This is a genomic window from Microcystis sp. LE19-41.2A (assembly GCF_027530405.1).
GTDB classification, from domain to species: domain Bacteria; phylum Cyanobacteriota; class Cyanobacteriia; order Cyanobacteriales; family Microcystaceae; genus Microcystis; species Microcystis aeruginosa.
In genome coordinates, this window is sequence record NZ_JAPZQJ010000493.1 from 1 (window position 1) to 1194 (window position 1194).

2 protein-coding genes and 1 pseudogene are annotated in these 1194 nt (G+C 36.7%); 2 read left to right on the top strand and 1 reads right to left on the bottom strand.

The features are described 5' to 3' along the window. Positions 1-283 precede the first annotated feature (283 nt). Both O9290_RS20745 and O9290_RS20750 read left to right on the top strand, forming a co-directional pair. Positions 284-532, top strand: a complete 249-nt coding sequence (locus tag O9290_RS20745; RefSeq protein WP_002763269.1) for a DUF2281 domain-containing protein — start codon at positions 284-286, stop codon at positions 530-532. After that, the gene (locus tag O9290_RS20750) at positions 529-951 is read left to right on the top strand and encodes a type II toxin-antitoxin system VapC family toxin (RefSeq protein WP_288058521.1); all 423 of its coding nucleotides are present in this window, start codon (positions 529-531) and stop codon (positions 949-951) included. Before O9290_RS20745 ends, O9290_RS20750 begins: the two co-directional genes overlap by 4 nt. Positions 952-1071: 120 nt before the next feature. Here O9290_RS20750 and O9290_RS20755 read toward each other — a convergent pair. Further along, a pseudogene (locus O9290_RS20755) lies at positions 1072-1194 on the bottom strand (IS630-like element ISMae26 family transposase); the annotation flags it as partial.

Genomic DNA, 1194 nt, shown 5'->3' on the forward strand with positions numbered 1-1194 from the left:
AACCCTTATAGAGAAAGGCATTTAGCGATTTTTGTCAATTGTTTTTGCTCTAGAGCGAACTAATCAATTAAGTCTCTTGCCAGATAAGGATTTAGTCGATTTATGCCCCCCTATCGAACCATACCAAGTAACGAAGAACCCCCAATTTAAAATTCATCGACTAAAAACTTGATTTTCACTCCCGGACAGAATCTTGATTTTGCGGTTTAATTCTTATCATTTTTTTCGTTGAGGAGAAGTAAGCGATAAGATATAAGAGAGAAAAAACCAGCCTAGAATTTTCATGAATAAAGCAACTGTCCTATCAGAAATGATTATAGAAAAACTGCACGCTCTTACCCCGCAACAACAGCAAGAAATAATAAATTTTATTGAGTTCTTGCAATTTAAGGCACAGAAAACAGAAATTTCAGAGAAAGAAAAACCGATTTCATTTTCTGAAGCGGCCGAGGAATACATTGGTTGTGTGGATGGGGGGCCGGGAGACTTAGCCAGTAATAAAGACTATCTTCGAGGTATCGGCAGCAAATGAAGTCAAATATTTTGTTAGATACGGGACTTTTAGTGGCAATAGTCAACCGTCGAGAAGCCTTTCACCAATGGGCAACTCAAGCAACCGCTAATTTGTCCTATCCATTCTTTAGCTGTGAAGCTGTCATTACCGAAGCGTGTTTTTTATTACAAAATGTTTATGGCGGTGAAGATGCTGTCATGGGATTAGTTATGAGTAAAAAGATCGTTATCCCCTTTCAGTTTAGTGAAGAAGTAGATGCTATTCGAGAATTAATGCAACGTTATCGATCCGTTCCGATGTCCTTTGCCGATGCTTGTGTGGTGAGAATGAGTAAATTAATCGGGGGTAGTTCTATTTTCACGATAGATAGTGATTTCTATATTTATCGAAAAAATCGTAAAGAAATGATTGATTTAATTATACCTGATGGAATTTAACTCTTTTTCCTCGGTACTTAAATGGTCTCCTCTCATCTTCTGATGTATCTAGTTAGTATTATTCGTTGGCAGCAAGATAATTCTCTATCAGTAGCTTAATAGATATAGCAATTCTCTGACTTATGAGGTACAGTAGCAACAGTGAGTAAACCAATTGCGAATATCTTTTTGAGTAACTTCTAACATAGCCAATTCAATCCCTTCTATTAAGTCTTTGTAAGTTCTCGCCTTCAGTTTTCTTAA